Below are 15,286 nucleotides of genomic sequence, written 5' to 3' on the forward strand. Positions count from 1 at the left end.
CGCGAGCCGTCCAGCATGCGTGCGTCGACCATCGGCTGTGATTCGTCGACGCGACGGCCGACCGCGGCGACGATCTTGTTGACGATGCGCAGCAGATGCGCCTCGTCCTTGAACGGAATATGGACCGGCTGCAGCTTGCCCTTCTTTTCGACAAAGCAGTTCTGGTGGCCGTTGATCAGGATGTCGTTGATGTCGGGATCCTTGAGCAACGGCTCCAGCGGACCGAGGCCGACCATCTCGTCGACGATGTCGTCGACCAGCGCGTCAAGCTCGACGGTGTTGATCGCCATCCGCTCTTGCTTGGTCTTTTCCGACACGAAATCAAATACTTGCCGGCGCATCTCATCCTTGGGCAAACGCTCCAGCGCGACTAGGTTGATCTCCTCGAGCAGCAGCCGGTGGATACGCACGCGCGCATCGAGCACCTTGTTGGCATTCTTTGCCGGTGCGGCTTCCGGCTTTGCCGTCAAAGCCTTTCGGTTGGTCGGAATGACGACGGCATGATGCGCGACCGGCACCGGCTCGGCGGCGCGCTGCGGACGCGCATCGCGGTTCTGCAGGGTGGAAAAGCGGCTGGTCATCCGGCCTTCCTCTTAAGCAATCCCCGGCCCATGCCAAACAGCGAGCGCGATTTCGCCCGGGGTTGGACTGCTTCCTCCGGCAGGATGATCTTCTTCAAATCGTTGACGACATTGGCGTTCGGGTCGATCTCGTGCAGCGGCACGCCCCGATCGACCGCCTCGCGCACCAGCCGGTAGTTGTTGGCAATGCCGCCAACGAAATGCTCGCCGAGGATTTCCTGGACGTCCGCCTGCTTGATGCCGTTGTCGAACATCTTCTGCTCGAAACGATTGACGATGACGTTCGGCTTCACTTCCTTGCCGGCGGTCTCGTAGACCGCCTGGATCAGACGCTGCGTGTGGCGCAGGCACGGCACCGTCATTTCGGCGACGATGTAGAGTTTGTTGGAACCGAGCAGCACCGTTTCCGTCCACGGAAACCAGGTGCGCGGCATGTCGATGACGACATTGTCGAAATAGGCCGAAACGAGGTCCAGCATGCGCACCACGACATCGGTCTTGAACGAGCGCATTTCCGCCGGATGCGTCGGCGCCGCCAGCACGCAAAGTCCGCTGGCATGCTTCGACAGCATCACGTCGAGCAGTTGCCGGTCGAGGCGTTCGGGCTGGTTCTCGATCTCGGTGATGTCGAAACGCGGCTCGAGGTCGAGATATTCGGCACAGGCGCCCTGCTGGAAATTGAGGTCGACCACGCAAGTCGACGCGCCGCGCGTCACCGAGTGATGCAACTGGAAGGCGGTCTGCAGTGCCAGCGTTGTGGTGCCGACGCCGCCCGCGGCCGGCATGAAGGTGTAGATCTGCGACTCGGTGTTTTCCTCGCGCCCGGGCCCTTGCAGCGCCCGCACCACGGAGCGCACCAGGTCGGCGGTGGTGATCGGCTTGACGAGGAAATCCGCGACCTTGAGCTGTACCAGGATGCGCACCGCGGCGGCATTGAACTCCTGGGTGACGACGACGACCGGCACCTTGTCCTCCAGCCGGCGCATGATGCGCTGCAGCGACTCGACCTCCTCCAGCCTTGCCGCATCCATGTCGACGATGATGGCGCCGAAATCGGCCTCCTGGATCTCGCCGCGCAGCTCCGCGACATTCTTTTCCACTGTCGACAGCTGGATGACCTCGGAGGCGGCGAATGCGGTCCGCGTGTCCTGCACAAAGGTCCTGTCGGTCGATACGAGCAGGATCTTCCTGGTCTTGATGCCGTTTGCCATTCTGTCAGCCTGTCCGGTCGCCGCCTGTTGGATCAGTTGCCTGTCGTGGATTGCGACGCTTTCGCGCCGGCCGCCTGATCGGGAGTGATGGCCACCACGTCGCCGCGCTGGGCTGGAACGAGAAGCTTTGTGTTCTGGACACCGTATTTCCAGGGATCGACCATCTGCATGACGGTGTCGGCGGCTTGCGCGTTGCCAGCGGCCGGCGTCACCCCTTCGGTGCGCACATAGTCGTCGCTGGTGCAGCCGGCAGCGAAGCCGGCCAGCAGCAAGGCGATGCTCGATCTCAAGACCAGACGCATGTTTTCAGTCCTTCGGCAGGTCGAGGAAATGCCCGACCGTGGTAACGGCAGCCGGCTGCGCGACAGTGCCGCCGGCCATTGCCAACGCGCGATTGGTGTCGGACGTCTTCACTTCGTCGGTGTTGTTGAGAAAATAGTCTGCGTTGCTGGCAGGCTGCGTACCATCGGTCGGCACGATGAGTTTCTTCGACGGATCGACCGGCTTGACCAGATAGGGCGTGACGATCATGACCAGGTCGGTCTCGCGCCGCTGATAGGATTTCGACGAAAACAGCGCCCCAAGCACCGGCATTTTGCCAAGCCCGGGAATGCGCGACGTGGTGATGTCGTTTTGCGACTGCAGCAATCCGGCAATCATGAAGCTCTGGCCATTCTTCAGGTCGACCGATGTCCTGGCGCGGCGCACGATGAAGCCGGGCACCGATATGTTGCCGATATTGTAGGAGGCCGACGCGTCGACCGATGAGACTTCCGGCGCGATATCCAGGCTGACCAACCCGTCCTTCAGCACTGTCGGCGTGAAATCAAGGCTGACGCCGTATTTCTTGTAGCTGACCGAGATCTTGCCGTTGTCCTCGGAAACAGGGATCGGAAATTCGCCGCCGGCGAGAAAGCTTGCCGTTTGGCCGGAACGGGCGATCAGGTTCGGTTCGGCCAACCGACGGGCCAGGCCGCGCTCTTCCAGCGCCTTGATGGCGATATCGATCGACACACCGTCCGACAGCAACCGGCCGATAATCTCGCCGGTCCCGGCCCCCGGCAAGGTACCCGGATCGATGGTGACGTCGCGCCCGCCGAGGCCTAAGGCGAAATTGGCGCTGTATTTGGCGCCGAGATCCTGACCCGCCTGGCGGTTGATCTCGACAAAGCGGACGTTGAGCTGGACTTGCTGCGACGACGAGATGTTGACCGAGTTGATCACCTCCTCGGCGCCGGAAAAACGCGTCGCGATCTTGTTTGCCTTTTCGGCGGCGACCGCGTCATCGGCCTCGCCCGACAGCACGACACGGCCATTGGCCGAGCCGACCTTGATCCTGGCGTCCGGCACGCTGGCGCGGATGGTGCTGGCCAATTGGTCGGTGTCGAGCGTCACCTCGATGTCGACGGTGCCGACGAGTTGCTTCTTCTCATCGAACAGCGCGATGCCGGTGGTGCCGAGGTTGTTGCCGAGCACGTAGAAGGATTTGTCGGTCAGCGGATTGACGTTGGCGATCTCCGGATCGCCGATGACGATCTGGTAGAAGGCGGCGCTGGTCATGATCGTCTTCGGCTTGCCCTTGGCCACCTTGATCGACGCATTCTTGGTCGTCGACACATAGACGATGTCGTTGTCGGCCCTTGCCGAGGCGCCGAAGGCCAGCATCCCTGCGGCAGCCAGTGAAGCCGCCACAGCCACGGTGCGCAACACGCGCAACCGTCCCATGACCCGATATGCAATCAGCCCGAACATTGTCCCGTCCCTCACCCAGTCCCCACTGGTTTCTATTGCTGGTCCGGCGAAGGAACCTGGTATTCCTCTGCCTTCGTGCCGCGCGTCACGATGACCGTCTTGAATTTCGGTTTCTCCGGCTCTTTCGCCACGGCATTGAACAACGAACTGGCCGCGGCCTGCACGTTGGAGGCGACCGATCCGCCGAACGAAGAGATGGTGGTGACGCCGTTCTTGCCGTCATCGCCTTCGCTGGCGGAGCGGAGCGACAGCGACAGCGAGCCGACGGTGCGGGCAAGTGCCACTTTCTTCGCGCCTTCGGTGGTCACCTCGATGGTCACGGAATTGGCAATCTGCGGCGTGGTCTGGCGCTCGTCGGCGCCCTGCCCGACGCTCAGCACCTTGGCATCGGAGACGACGATTTCGGAGGTGATGGTCGAACCGGCGGCGCCCTGCGCGTTCTTGGCCACCTCCTGGATTTCGCCGGCATCGCGGGTCAGCACGACGTCAACCCGGTCGCCGGGTGTGACGAAGCCGCCGACACCTGCAATCTCGTCGGTGCGGATGGTCACCGCCCGCATTCCGGGCGTCAGCATGTTCGAGAGCGTCGCGCGGCCATTTGGCCCCGACAGCTTGGTGAGCAGCACCGGCTCGTTGACCTCGATCGGCGTCAGCACCACGCGATTGCCGTCGCCAAGCAATCCATCGATGGTCGGGAAGGCGCCCTGCGGCAGGGAATCCTGCGGCCAGGGAATTTCGCTGAGCTTTGTGCGGTCGAGCTCCATGCCATAGCGCAGCGGAGCATTGGCCACCACGATGGTCTTGAACTCGATCTTGGGTGCAACTGGCGCGGGGATCGACGCCGTCTTCGCTTCGCTATCTGCCCTAGCCTGGCTCTTGACCCAGAAATCCGCGGCAAAGATCGATATCGCGCCAAAAACGGCGGCGATGCCGATCATCGATATGGCCTTGCCCCTCACGCCCGAAACCCCTGATGCCCGCAGTTTCTTGTTTTGTTGGGTTCATGCTAGGCGGCATTGTTAAAGAATCAGGAATCCAACGCGGTGGCATTTGACCTATTTCCGCCGGATTGGTTATCGAATGGTTCTGCGCTAGGACGGGCAATTCCCCGAACGGAACAGGAACCTCGGTCGCTTGGCGCTGAAAAGCGTGCCAGTATCGCGAGGTGATTCGCAGCATCGGACTCTATGGCAGGCATGGACGACAACAACGATCTTTTCGGCAATCTGGACAAGCAGCCGCAACCGGTCCGCACACCGGCGCGCCCGGCGGATCCGCTGGTGCAGGCGACCAGGCGTCCCGCCGCGACCAAGGATGGTAGCGAGGGCTATAGCGCCGCCGACATCGAGGTTCTGGAAGGGCTGGAGCCGGTGCGGCGCCGGCCAGGCATGTATATCGGCGGCACCGACGACAAGGCGATGCACCACCTGTTCGCCGAGGTCATCGACAATTCGATGGACGAGGCGGTTGCCGGCCATGCCACCTTCATCGATGTCGAGCTCTCTGCCGACGGCTATCTCGCCGTTACCGACAACGGCCGCGGCATTCCGGTCGATCCGCATCCGAAATTCAAGAAGCCGGCGCTCGAAGTGATCATGACGACGCTGCATTCGGGCGGCAAGTTCGACTCGAAGGTCTACGAGACCTCAGGCGGCCTGCATGGCGTCGGCGTCTCGGTGGTCAACGCGCTATCGGACCATCTTGAGGTCGAGGTCGCGCGGGGCCGCCAGCTTTATCGCCAGCGCTTTTCGCGCGGCGTGCCGGTAACCGGCCTGGAACAGCTGGGCGAGGTTCACAACCGGCGCGGCACAAAGATCCGCTTCCACCCCGACGAGCAGATTTTCGGCAAGGGTGCTGCGTTCGAGCCGGCGCGGCTCTACCGCATGACGCGCTCGAAAGCCTATCTGTTCGGCGGCGTCGAAATCCGCTGGACCTGCGACCCGTCGCTGATCAAGGAAAAGGACCAGACGCCGGCCAAGGCCGAGTTCCATTTTCCCGGCGGCCTCAAGGATTATCTCAAGGCATCGCTTGGCGACGAGTTCCAGGTGACGCGCGAAATCTTCGCCGGCAAGAGCGATAGGCAAGGCGGCCATGGCTCGCTCGAATGGGCGGTGACCTGGTTCGGCGGCGACGGCTTCATCAATTCCTACTGTAACACCATCCCGACCGGCGAAGGCGGCACCCACGAGGCCGGCTTCCGCAACGTGTTGACGCGCGGCCTGCGCGCCTATGCCGATCTCGTCGGCAACAAGCGCGCCTCGATTGTCACCTCGGAAGACGTCATGATCTCGGCGGCGGGCATGCTGTCGGTGTTCATCCGCGAGCCCGAATTCGTTGGCCAGACCAAGGACAGGCTGGCGACGATCGAGGCAATCCGCATTGTTGAGACCGCGATCCGCGATCCTTTCGACCATTGGCTGGCCGACAATCCGCAGGAAGCCTCGAAGCTGCTCGAATGGGTGATCGCGCGCGCCGACGAGCGGGTGCGCCGGCGACAGGAAAAAGAGGTGTCGCGCAAGAGTGCGGTGCGCAAATTGCGGCTGCCGGGCAAGCTCGCCGACTGCACGCAGAATGCCGCGGCCGGCGCCGAACTGTTCATCGTCGAAGGCGACTCGGCCGGCGGCTCGGCCAAGCAGGCACGCGACCGCGCCAGCCAGGCCGTGTTGCCGCTGCGCGGAAAGATCCTCAACGTCGCCAGCGCCGGCAATGACAAGCTTGCCGGCAACCAGCAGATTTCAGACCTGATCCAGGCGCTCGGCTGCGGCACGCGGTCGAAATACCGCGACGAGGATTTGCGCTACGACCGCGTCATCATCATGACCGACGCCGACGTCGACGGCGCCCACATCGCTTCACTGCTGATCACCTTCTTCTACCAGGAGATGCCGGCCCTGGTGCGTGGCGGCCATCTCTATCTGGCGGTGCCACCGCTCTACTCGATCCGGCAAGGCGGCAAGGTCGCATATGCCCGTGACGATGCGCACAAGGACGAGCTTCTGCGCACCGAGTTCACCGGGCGCGGCAAGGTCGAACTTGGCCGCTTCAAGGGTCTGGGCGAGATGATGGCCGCGCAGCTCAAGGAAACCACCATGGATCCGAAAAAGCGCACGCTGCTTCGCATCGATGTCATCGACGCCGAGGCCGCCACCAAGGACGCGGTCGACGCGCTGATGGGCACCAAGCCGGAAGCCCGCTTCCGCTTCATCCAGGAACGCGCCGAATTCGCCGAGACGGAAGTGCTGGATATCTAGCCGCCAGCCGGTCCATAACAGGCTCGACTTGCGGAGACCGGCATGTGATCTGGGCGCGGCTGAAAGGCTATTTCGAGACCAGTTTGGCCGGGCTGACGCAACCGACGCGTTCGGACTGGATTTTCTCGCTGCGCACCGTTTCGGCCGGCCTGATCGCGCTTCTGGTCGCCTACGCCCTTGAGCTCGACCACCCGCAATGGGCCATGATGACGGTGTTCATCGTCGCCCAGCCCGTCGCCGGCATGGTGCTGGCGAAGGGCTTCTACCGGCTGCTCGGCACGCTTGCCGGCGGCATAGCGGCGATCGGCATCACCACGATCTTCGGCACCAGCCCCTGGGTGCTGGTGACGGTGCTTGCCGTCTGGATCGGCATCTGCACCTTCGTCTCGTCGCTGCTGCGCAATCCCGAAGCCTATGGTGCCGCCCTTGCCGGGTACACCGCGATGATCATCGGCCTGCCTGCCTTCGGACAGCCGCACGTCGTCGTCGACCTCGCGGTCGCGCGCTGTGCCGAAATCATGCTTGGCATTGTCTGCGCCGGCCTGACCAGCCGGCTGATCTTGCCCAAACTGGCCAGCGACGCCATCATCTCGCGGTTGAAACGCTGCATCCTCGATCTTGCCACCTATGCCGGCGGCGCATTCTCCGGCGGCGATCCGGCGATCCTGTCGGGCCTGCACCGAAAGCTGGTCGCCGACACCCAGACGCTTGGCGAGATGCGCGCCTACGCCAGGCTCGAAACGGCGAGCTTCGCGCCGCGCGCCCATCCGGTCCGGCGCACCATCGGGCAACTGCTCTCGGCCCTGTCGGCGGCGCGCGCGCTGCATTCGCACGCCGCCCCGAAGAACGCAGCACTCATTCCGGTGCGCTCGGAGTTGCAGGCCCTTGTCAGCGAACTGGCCGCCAAACCCGGCGCGCTGGACGACACCGCACCCTGGGTGGCCCGGCTCGACGCGATCTCGGTGAAGGCCCGGCAAATGCCCGATGCCTCGGCCGATCAGGGCGACGACAGGGTCGGCACCATCACTCGCCTCACCATCGCCGCCGATTTCGCCGAGGCGCTCAAGCAGGTGCTGCGCGGCCTCGACGCTTTGCGCGCGCCTGTCACCCGTCTTGCCCGGGGCAGCAGGCAACCCGCGCTGGTGGTGCACCGTGACTACGCCGGCGCATCGCGCAATGCCGTGCGCGCTGCCCTTGCCACCTTGCTGGTCACGGCCTTCTGGCTGACGACGAAATGGTCGGAAACCGCAGGCACGGTCATTCTCGTTGCCGTCGTGTCGAGCCTGTTCGCCGCTCGCCCCGACCCCGTGCAAGTGTCCTGGGGCTTCTTCAAGGGAACGCTGCTGGCGCTTCCCTTTGCCTTTCTCGTCGGTCAGGTCGCATTGCCCGCTTTGCCCGGCTTCGGCTGGTTCATGCTGCTTGTCGTGCCGATCCTGGTGCCGACGGCGCTCGCCATGGCCAATCCGCGCCATGTCGGCGTGGCGACGGCCTTCGCCATCAACTTCCTCGCCTTCCTCAGTCCGCACCAGGCGATGGCCTACGATCCCGCCCCGTTCTTCGCAGGTTCGGCGTCGGTCCTGGTCGGCATCCTGCTGGCTATCGGTGTCTTCATCCTCGTGCTGCCCGCCGATCCGTGGCTTGCGGCCAACCGCATCGTGCGCGCCATGCGCGAAGATCTGGCGCGGCTTTGCCTACATGAGCGCGTGCCGAGGCGTTCAGCCTTCGAGAGCCTCGCCTATGACCGCATCAACCAGCTGATGCCGCTGGTGCAGAATGCCGGCAGGAAAGGTGATGCGGTTCTGGGCGGCGGCGTCGCCGCCGTCACCGTCGGCTTGGAAGTCCTGCGGCTGCGCGACGCAAGCCAGGGCCATGCCATCCCATCCGAGACCGCGCTTTCGATCGCCAACTTTCTGAGGGGGCTGGCGCGGGAACTGCTCTTCCACGCACCCGGCGATCCGCAAACGTCGACCGTCGCCGTCGCCCGGCAGTATGCGACGAGCATAGCGCAGCGCAACGCCACCGGCGAGATGCTGCAGATCGCGGCATCGCTGCGCATCATTGCCGCGGCGATGGAAGATTTTCCCGATTTCTTCGCGAGGGATAAAGGCTAGGCCGCGGCGATCGCCAGCGCGTGCCCCCGCGCATTCTCACGCAGCGCATCGAGATGGATCGACTTGACCAGCGTGGCGAGATCGCTTTGTGCTGACTGTCCGCCCAATTCCTTCAGCATCAGCCAGCTGACCTCCTGAACTCCGGCGACACGCTTGCCGTTGGCCACCTCGCGCCAGATTTTCAGCGCGCGCAGGACGATGGCATGCGTGACGGCGGCAAGGCCGGCGCTGCGAAACAGCGCCTGCAAGGCCACATCGTGCCCGCCGGCCAGCAGCGCCCTCACCCTTTGTTCGGATTGCTGGCTGAGCGCGACCAGCGCCGAGCCGAAGAAATCGACCTTGCCATGCGTGATGGTGCGGATGAGGAAGCTCGCGGTGAGGTCGCCGCGCAGCCTGAGATGCTCGATCAGCGCAGGATGTTCTTCCTGGCGCGTGCCTTCGATCAGCGTCACCGAAGCCTTGACGCAGGCGTCGCGCATGACGCGATCGGCTCGCGCCGCGCCCATCAAGGCCATGACCAGCGGCGACGTTTTCAGCATCTCGCCGAGTTTGACGAGCAGCATGTGCCGGCAGTCGGCAGGCAGGCGGGCATCCGATATCAGGGCTTCGCGCACCAGGGGCAGATGGCCGTGGCGTTCGGCCATGCGGCGGAAGCTGAGCGAGGCGATGTCGGCGCCGCTGTTGGCGAGCAACACGGCGCAGGCTTCCGCCTCGCCGATCTCGGCGATGGCCGCCGACAGCGCCATCGAAACGAACGGCCGGTCGGCGATCAATTTCTGCGTCACCTTCGGGCTGCTGGCCACGCGGTTGATCAGATCGGCGTCGGTAAGCAGCGGCGAACGTGCCAGCACCACGCCGGCGACTTCCGGCTGATCGGAGGCCAGCGCGMTGATGATCTGCAACGGCGCGTGCTGGCTCATCGACAGCGCTTCGGCGATCGCCAGCCGCACCTTCGACGAAGCGTCGTCAAGCAACAGCGTCAGCGCCGCCTCGGCAGCGCAGCGGTCCTCGAAAGGCAGGTCGGAATTGACGTAGGCCCGAGCCAGCGCATTGGCCGCGGCGGCGCGCTCCGAGACCCTGGCGGTGCAAATCCATCTCAAAAAATGCGAAACAACCATTGCCGCCTGCTTACGCCCCTTGCCAGAACGCTCCTGGCCCCATGCAGACGGTAGGCAGAAAAGGTTTACGAACGGTTCACCATGTTCATTAACTGGCTTGCGAGCCCTGAATGCAGCGCCTATCAACCCCACAGGCAGTAGAGGAGCGGGAGATGGCCGGGCTTTATTTGGAAGAGTTCGTCGTCGGCCATGTCTTCCAGCACACGCTGCGCAAGACCGTCACCGAGAGCGACAACATGCTGTTTTCGGTGATGACGCTGAACCCACAGCCGCTGCATATCGACTTCGATTTTGCCGCCAAGAGCGAATGGGGCAAGCCGCTCGTCAACTCGCTGTTCACGCTCGGCCTGATGATCGGCATCTCGGTCAACGACATCACCGTCGGCACCACGGTCGCCAATCTCGGCATGAAGGAAACGGTGTTTCCGCACCCGGTCTTCCATGGCGATACCATCCGTGTCGAAACGACGGTGATTTCGGTGCGCGAATCCAAGTCGAAGCCCGACCGCGGCATCGTTGAATTCGAGCATCGGGCCTACAATCAGAACGGCGATCTCGTCGCCAAATGCACGAGGCAAGCGATGATGCTGAAGAAGGCGGGCTGATGCGTTCGCTGCTGTTCGTCCCCGGTGATTCCGAGCGGAAGCTGGAAAATGGTTTTGGCGCCGGCGCCGACGTGGTCATCGTCGATCTTGAGGATTCAGTGGCGCCGCAGAACAAGGCGCTGGCGCGCGAAATCGCGGCGCGCTTCATCTCCGAGCGTAGGGCGCAAACCAGCTCAGTGATCTATGTGCGCGTCAACGATCTGTCGACCGGCATGACGGATGACGATCTGGCTGCTGTTGTTTCAGCCGGGCCCGACGGCATCATGCTGCCAAAATCGAACAGCGGCCTGGATGTGCAGCATCTCTCGGCAAAGCTCAGGGTTCACGAGGCCGAAAGTGGCCTTGCCGACGGCGCGATCAAAATCCTTCCGATCATTACCGAAACCCCGGCAGGCGTGCTGGCGGCGGCCACCTATGCCGGGACAAGCGCACGGCTTGCCGGTCTCACCTGGGGCGCCGAGGATCTGTCGGCGGCGATCGGCGCGCGCACGGCCCGCGACGAGCGCGGCGGCTACACCGACGTGTTCCGCCTGGCCCGCACCATGACCATCCTTGCCGCGGGTGCGGCGGAGGTTGCGGCGATCGACACCGTCTTCCCGAATTTTCGCGACATGGCGGCCTTCGAAGCGGAATGCGCCGAGGCCGAACGCGACGGCTTCACCGGCAAGATGGCGATCCACCCCGATCAGGTGCCCGTCATCAACGCAGCTTTCACGCCTTCGGCCGAAGCCTTGAGACAATCGGCGGCAATCGTCGCGGCTTTCGCGGCTGCGGGAAATCCCGGCGTCGTCGGCATCGACGGCAAGATGGTCGACCGCCCGCATCTGCGACTGGCCGAAAGGCTTCTGGCGCGGGCCAAGGCGGCCGGGATTTCAGCCTAGTCCTTGTTCCAGCGCGGCCGACGCATCGGAAACACCTCGTTGACGCTCGCATAGTCCATGTAGCCGAGACGAGCGACATTGCCGGCCTTGGTGATATCGAACAGGCCATCCGTCAGGAAGGCATCGTCGATGTACACGCCGACCACTTCGCCGGCGACGACGACAGCGCTCGTCGCCGATCCGTCCAGCGCCTTTGGGCGAAAGACTTCCGTCACCCGGCATTCGAGCGCGGCCGGTGCTGCCGCCACGCGCGGCGGCGCGACGAGGCGTGACGGCGCCATGGCAAGCTCTGCATAGGCGAACTCATTGACGCCGCGCGGCGCGTCGACGGACGTGCGGTTCATCTTCTCGGCGAGATCGCGGCTGACCAGATTGGCGACAAACTCGCCGGTTTCCTGGGCGAAGGTGGCGCTGTCCTTTTCACCTTCGGAGGAAAACCAGACGATGAAGGGCCGCGTCGAAACGGCATTGAAGAACGAGTATGGCGCGAGATTGATCTCGCCGGCCCCGTTCAGCGTCGATATCCAGCCGATCGGACGCGGCGCCACGATCGCCTTGGAAGGATCGTGCGGCAGCCCGTGGCCCTTTGAAGGTTCGTAGAACATCTCAGCCCGCCCACGGCCCCGAATAATCGGCATAGAGCTTCGCCGGATCGGGCCGGGGCCGCTCCGGCGCCGGGCCGGTATAGGAGCCGATATGGACGAAGCCAATGACGCGCTCCTGCGGCGCCAGCCCCAGCAGCGCCCTACCCTCGGGCACATCCGAATACCAGTTGCTGATCATATTGGTACCATAGCCCAAAGCATTGGCTGACATCATCAGGTTCATCGCCGCCATGCCGCCCGACAGGAACATCTCCCATTGCGGGATCTTTGGATTCTCCCTGGGGATCGACACCACGCCGATCACCAGCGGCGCACGCGAGAACCGCGCCAGTTCCTGGTTGCGGCGGCCTTCCGGCAACGGCCCCTCCCGCTGCTCGGCAAGTGCTGCCAGTTGCCTGCCGATCTCGATGCGGGCGTCGCCGCGATAGAGGATGAAGCGCCAGGGTTCCAGCCTGCCATGGTCGGGCACCCGCGAGGCAGCTGTGATCATCGTCGCGATCTCCGCATCGCTCGGCGCCGGCTCCTTCAAATCGGGGATCGGTGCGGAGTTCCGGGTCAGCAGGAAGTCGATGATCGGCGACGCCATGGGCGCAAGTCTCCTAAAACACTCTGTTTTGAGCTGGAGCGCACCATCGGGAATTCGGGCGGCTCGGGCAATAGCGCGGGCGCGCCGGACGGAAGAGTCGTATCGGTTGGACTCTTAAGCCTTGAAATTGCCACCGCCATGGGCTTCAACGCAAGGCATGTTTGAGGGGACACTGCGTCTTTTCCTGGTCTGGTTGGTCGCCTTGCTGTTCATGGCGCCGGTTTCGCTCGCCATGGCACAGACCGCGGATGGCGTTAGCAATCTCAAGCTTCCCGGAATTTCGAGCTACGCGACGCCGAAAGGTGAGAGGTCGCTGGCGCTCGGCAGCGGCGGCGCCATTACCCTGTCCGCCCAATTGACAGACAAGGGCGCCGACATCACCCGCGGCATCGTCTGGCGCGTCTTCAAGCCCGAGGCCGTCAACGGCAAATTGCCGATGGTGGCCTCCGCGCATGGCGGCACCGCCGTCTTCCAGCTCGAACCCGGCAGTTACCTGGTTCATGCCTCCTATGGCCGGGCCGGCGCCACCAAACGCATCACCGTTGTCGGCAAGGACGCCAAGCGCGAAAGCCTCGTGCTCGACGCCGGCGGCCTCAAGCTCGACGCGGTTCTGTCCGGCGGGGTGCGCATTCCACCGAAGAACCTGCGCTTCTCGATCTACGAAGGCACCGCCGCGCCGAATGGCGAGCGCGCGCTGATCATACCCGATGTCGAACCCAACAGTGTCGTGCGGCTCAACGCCGGCACCTACCATGTCGTCTCGACCTATGGCGCGGTCAACGCGGTCATTCGCTCCGACATCCGCGTCGAGGCCGGCAAGCTGACCGAAGCCACCGTCGAGCATCATGCCGCCGAGATCACGATGAAGCTGGTGCGCGAAACCGGTGGCGAGGCGATCGCCGACACGTCCTGGTCGCTGCTCAACGAATCCGGCGATCCGATCAAGGAATCCGTCGGCGCCTTCGCCTCGATGGTGCTCGCCGAGGGCGACTACACCATCATCGCCAAGAACCGCGACCGCATCTACCAGAAGGATTTTACGGTCGTTGCCGGACAGAATCAGGAAATCGAGGTTCTGGCCACCGAGGCCGCGGCGATTGATCCCGAAGAAGGTGCTGATTAACCTTCCGCCGCGGGCTTGCCGACTTCAGGCCGCCAGCTTGGTCCGTGCCGGCAGGAACGGAAGCCGGCGACGCGCCACGATTGGCGCCAGGTCGAAGACGCCGCGATAAAGGCGGTCGAGCAATGCCTTGCGGTCGCGCAGTGGCTCCAGCTCGCTCCAGCTTAGCACATCACCGACGCGGACCTCGATCGCCTTGCCGGACAATCGCGCGAATTCGCGGATGAGCAGCGACGTGCGCAGCGTCAGCGACGCCTTGCCGACGAATTTCGCCAGGCGGCCATCGCTCTCGGCCATGTTCATCGGGCCACTGACCAGATGGAACAGCCGGCCGTTCTGCCCGGAAAAATGCATCGGAATGACAGACGCCTTGGCGTCCTGGACGAGACGGGCCGGAAACATCTTCCACGGCAGGTCGCGTGCCCGGCCAAAGCCCTTGGGCGCGGTGGCGACGCCACCGGCCGGAAACACCACGATGGTGACGCCCTCTTTCAAAAGCCGCACCGCCTCGTGGCGCACGGCCATGTTGTTCTTCAGCGCGTCCTTGGTCTCGGAAAAGTCGATCGGCAGCGAATAGGGCTCCATCTCGCGGATCTTGAGCAGATCCTTGTGGATCATCACCCGGAACGGCCGCCCCAGCTGCTCCGCCAGCGACAGCACGGCGATGCCGTCGCCAATGCCGAACGGATGGTTGGCGACGATCACCAGCGGTGTATCCGGCAATTGCGCGGGCGGCCATTGATCCGCTGTCCGCACCCGGACGTCGATCACGTCGAGCATGCGGTTGAAAACGCGCTCGCCGGACGGCACGACCTGGCGGCGCCAGAAATCATAAAGCGCGGTGTAACGGTCGCGACCCGACAGGCCCTCGACCGAATGAATGAACCAGCGCGTCAGCGCCGGCTGGCGCGGATTGGCATAGGAAAGCTCGGGAAAGGACCGTTCGCGCAATTTCAGCTTGAGCATAAGGGCTCGTTACAAGGTTGGCATGACAGGGATATGAAAATGGCGGTGGATCGCTCCACCGCCATGTCGTCTGGACCACGCAGATCAGGCAGCGCGCTTGCGCCTGCGGTCCGGCGTGACCGCTTCTTCAGTCAATTGCGCGATCGCTTGGGCGAGGCCGAGCGATTCCTGGTCGCGCGAGCCCAGCCGGCGCATGTTGACCGTCTGCTCCTCCGCCTCGCGCTTGCCGCAGACGAGGATCACCGGAACCTTGGCCAGCGAGTGTTCGCGGACCTTGTAGTTGATCTTCTCGTTGCGCAAATCCGCTTCCGCCAACAATCCGGCGGCCTTGAGCTTTGCCACCACCTCGGTCGCATAATCGTCGGCGTCCGACGTGATCGTCGCCACCACCACCTGCAGCGGGGCGAACCACAGCGGGAAATGACCGGAATAGTTCTCGATCAGGATGCCGAGAAAGCGCTCCATCGACCCGCAGATGGCGCGATGCACCATGACAGGT

At 63.8% G+C, this 15,286-nt stretch carries 14 protein-coding genes and 1 pseudogene; 5 read left to right on the forward strand and 10 right to left on the reverse strand.

The window, feature by feature from the left end; genetic code table 11:
- The 5 genes and pseudogenes from ACXJ7R_RS11195 to cpaB form a co-directional block, all read right to left on the reverse strand.
- A pseudogene (locus ACXJ7R_RS11195) lies at positions 1-581 on the reverse strand (CpaF family protein); the annotation flags it as partial.
- On the reverse strand, positions 578-1,792 hold the full coding sequence (locus tag ACXJ7R_RS11200; RefSeq protein ID WP_457151890.1) for an AAA family ATPase: 1,215 nt from the start codon (positions 1,790-1,792) through the stop codon (positions 578-580). The pseudogene ACXJ7R_RS11195 and the gene ACXJ7R_RS11200, both read right to left, overlap by 4 nt.
- Before the next feature lie 32 nt (positions 1,793-1,824).
- Positions 1,825-2,094, reverse strand: coding sequence for a hypothetical protein (locus ACXJ7R_RS11205; RefSeq protein ID WP_457151891.1), 270 nt, complete (start codon positions 2,092-2,094; stop codon positions 1,825-1,827).
- Positions 2,095-2,098: 4 nt separating this feature from the next.
- Positions 2,099-3,544: a type II and III secretion system protein family protein gene (locus ACXJ7R_RS11210; RefSeq protein ID WP_457151892.1), complete on the reverse strand. Its 1,446-nt coding sequence runs from the start codon at positions 3,542-3,544 to the stop codon at positions 2,099-2,101.
- Positions 3,545-3,576: 32 nt separating this feature from the next.
- A complete protein-coding gene (gene cpaB, locus ACXJ7R_RS11215) occupies positions 3,577-4,503 on the reverse strand; it encodes a Flp pilus assembly protein CpaB (RefSeq protein ID WP_245331172.1) in 927 nt (308 codons plus the stop codon).
- 237 nt (positions 4,504-4,740) lie between these two features.
- On the opposite strand from cpaB, the gene parE reads away from it, so the two are divergent.
- Together parE and ACXJ7R_RS11225 are read left to right on the forward strand one after the other, a co-directional pair.
- The gene (gene parE, locus ACXJ7R_RS11220; protein WP_457151893.1) at positions 4,741-6,795 is read left to right on the forward strand and encodes a DNA topoisomerase IV subunit B; all 2,055 of its coding nucleotides are present in this window, start codon (positions 4,741-4,743) and stop codon (positions 6,793-6,795) included.
- 44 nt (positions 6,796-6,839) lie between these two features.
- The gene (locus ACXJ7R_RS11225; RefSeq protein ID WP_457151894.1) at positions 6,840-8,906 is read left to right on the forward strand and encodes an FUSC family protein; all 2,067 of its coding nucleotides are present in this window, start codon (positions 6,840-6,842) and stop codon (positions 8,904-8,906) included.
- Here ACXJ7R_RS11225 and ACXJ7R_RS11230 read toward each other — a convergent pair.
- The gene (locus tag ACXJ7R_RS11230) at positions 8,903-10,024 is read right to left on the reverse strand and encodes a DUF2336 domain-containing protein (RefSeq protein WP_457151895.1); all 1,122 of its coding nucleotides are present in this window, start codon (positions 10,022-10,024) and stop codon (positions 8,903-8,905) included. The two genes, ACXJ7R_RS11225 and ACXJ7R_RS11230, sit on opposite strands and share 4 nt — an antisense overlap.
- Positions 10,025-10,176: 152 nt before the next feature.
- Between ACXJ7R_RS11230 and ACXJ7R_RS11235 the strand changes: the two genes are divergently transcribed.
- The gene (locus ACXJ7R_RS11235; protein ID WP_095087868.1) at positions 10,177-10,629 is read left to right on the forward strand and encodes a MaoC family dehydratase; all 453 of its coding nucleotides are present in this window, start codon (positions 10,177-10,179) and stop codon (positions 10,627-10,629) included.
- Positions 10,629-11,510, forward strand: coding sequence for an HpcH/HpaI aldolase/citrate lyase family protein (locus tag ACXJ7R_RS11240; protein WP_457151896.1), 882 nt, complete (start codon positions 10,629-10,631; stop codon positions 11,508-11,510). Before ACXJ7R_RS11235 ends, ACXJ7R_RS11240 begins: the two co-directional genes overlap by 1 nt.
- On the opposite strand, the gene ACXJ7R_RS11245 is transcribed toward ACXJ7R_RS11240, so the two are convergent.
- The gene (locus tag ACXJ7R_RS11245) at positions 11,507-12,115 is read right to left on the reverse strand and encodes a flavin reductase family protein (protein ID WP_095087866.1); all 609 of its coding nucleotides are present in this window, start codon (positions 12,113-12,115) and stop codon (positions 11,507-11,509) included. The genes ACXJ7R_RS11240 and ACXJ7R_RS11245 overlap by 4 nt on opposite strands.
- Before the next feature lies 1 nt (position 12,116).
- Positions 12,117-12,701, reverse strand: coding sequence for a nitroreductase family protein (locus ACXJ7R_RS11250; RefSeq protein WP_457151897.1), 585 nt, complete (start codon positions 12,699-12,701; stop codon positions 12,117-12,119).
- Positions 12,702-12,858: 157 nt separating this feature from the next.
- Here ACXJ7R_RS11250 and ACXJ7R_RS11255 point away from each other — a divergent pair, with 157 nt between their 5' ends.
- The gene (locus ACXJ7R_RS11255; protein ID WP_457151898.1) at positions 12,859-13,824 is read left to right on the forward strand and encodes a hypothetical protein; all 966 of its coding nucleotides are present in this window, start codon (positions 12,859-12,861) and stop codon (positions 13,822-13,824) included.
- A 24-nt stretch (positions 13,825-13,848) separates the two neighbouring features.
- Here ACXJ7R_RS11255 and ACXJ7R_RS11260 read toward each other — a convergent pair whose 3' ends face one another.
- Together ACXJ7R_RS11260 and ACXJ7R_RS11265 are read right to left on the reverse strand one after the other, a co-directional pair.
- Complete coding sequence (locus tag ACXJ7R_RS11260; protein ID WP_457151899.1) at positions 13,849-14,787, reverse strand: lysophospholipid acyltransferase family protein; 939 nt, start codon at positions 14,785-14,787, stop codon at positions 13,849-13,851.
- Between the two features lie 84 nt (positions 14,788-14,871).
- On the reverse strand, positions 14,872-15,286 hold a 415-nt coding region (locus ACXJ7R_RS11265; protein WP_457151900.1), incomplete at its 5' end, for a His/Gly/Thr/Pro-type tRNA ligase C-terminal domain-containing protein.

Source organism: Mesorhizobium sp. P5_C1 (assembly GCF_054049815.1).

Coding starts and splice junctions, on each gene's coding strand:
- ACXJ7R_RS11200 (WP_457151890.1), bottom strand. CDS start 1,792: ATGGCAAACGGCATCAAGACCAGGAAGATCCTGCTCGTATCGACCGAC.
- ACXJ7R_RS11205 (WP_457151891.1), bottom strand. CDS start 2,094: ATGCGTCTGGTCTTGAGATCGAGCATCGCCTTGCTGCTGGCCGGCTTC.
- ACXJ7R_RS11210 (WP_457151892.1), bottom strand. CDS start 3,544: ATGTTCGGGCTGATTGCATATCGGGTCATGGGACGGTTGCGCGTGTTG.
- parE (WP_457151893.1), top strand. CDS start 4,741: ATGGACGACAACAACGATCTTTTCGGCAATCTGGACAAGCAGCCGCAA.
- ACXJ7R_RS11235 (WP_095087868.1), top strand. CDS start 10,177: ATGGCCGGGCTTTATTTGGAAGAGTTCGTCGTCGGCCATGTCTTCCAG.
- ACXJ7R_RS11240 (WP_457151896.1), top strand. CDS start 10,629: ATGCGTTCGCTGCTGTTCGTCCCCGGTGATTCCGAGCGGAAGCTGGAA.
- ACXJ7R_RS11245 (WP_095087866.1), bottom strand. CDS start 12,115: ATGTTCTACGAACCTTCAAAGGGCCACGGGCTGCCGCACGATCCTTCC.
- ACXJ7R_RS11250 (WP_457151897.1), bottom strand. CDS start 12,701: ATGGCGTCGCCGATCATCGACTTCCTGCTGACCCGGAACTCCGCACCG.
- ACXJ7R_RS11255 (WP_457151898.1), top strand. CDS start 12,859: ATGTTTGAGGGGACACTGCGTCTTTTCCTGGTCTGGTTGGTCGCCTTG.
- ACXJ7R_RS11260 (WP_457151899.1), bottom strand. CDS start 14,787: ATGCTCAAGCTGAAATTGCGCGAACGGTCCTTTCCCGAGCTTTCCTAT.